Source organism: Vibrio sp. 2033, assembly GCF_033339735.1.
Window position 1 is genome coordinate 1 of the sequence record NZ_JAWOVC010000236.1, and the last position, 813, is coordinate 813.

Below are 813 nucleotides of genomic sequence, written 5' to 3' on the forward strand. Positions count from 1 at the left end.
GTAACGGAGGAGCACGAAGGTGGGCTAATCACGGTTGGACATCGTGAGGTTAGTGCAATGGCATAAGCCCGCTTGACTGCGAGAATGACAATTCGAGCAGGTGCGAAAGCAGGTCATAGTGATCCGGTGGTTCTGAATGGAAGGGCCATCGCTCAACGGATAAAAGGTACTCCGGGGATAACAGGCTGATACCGCCCAAGAGTTCATATCGACGGCGGTGTTTGGCACCTCGATGTCGGCTCATCACATCCTGGGGCTGAAGTCGGTCCCAAGGGTATGGCTGTTCGCCATTTAAAGTGGTACGCGAGCTGGGTTTAGAACGTCGTGAGACAGTTCGGTCCCTATCTGCCGTGGGCGTTGGAGAATTGAAAGGGGCTGCTCCTAGTACGAGAGGACCGGAGTGGACGAACCTCTGGTGTTCGGGTTGTGTCGCCAGACGCATTGCCCGGTAGCTAAGTTCGGGATCGATAACCGCTGAAAGCATCTAAGCGGGAAGCGAGCCTTGAGATGAGTTCTCCCTGATACTTTAAGTATCCTAAAGGGTTGTCGTAGACTACGACGTTGATAGGCAGGGTGTGTAAGCGTTGTGAGGCGTTGAGCTAACCTGTACTAATTGCCCGTGAGGCTTAACCATACAACACCCAAGGGGTTTTGATGGACTCAATGAAAGAACGTTGAATGTGTAAGAACGAGAATTAAAAAAACAGCTTTCCAGATTAAAGAATTTGCTTGGCGACCATAGCGTTTTGGACCCACCTGATTTCCATGCCGAACTCAGAAGTGAAACGAAATAGCGCCGATGGTAGTGTGGGG

Annotated in this window: 2 rRNA genes; both read left to right on the forward strand. The window is 51.3% G+C overall.

From position 1 onward, the window contains the following. Positions 1 to 634: ribosomal RNA gene (locus R7P74_RS25800) — 23S ribosomal RNA — on the forward strand; the annotation flags it as partial. 94 nt (positions 635 to 728) lie between these two features. Further along, positions 729 to 813: ribosomal RNA gene (gene rrf, locus R7P74_RS25805) — 5S ribosomal RNA — on the forward strand; the annotation flags it as partial.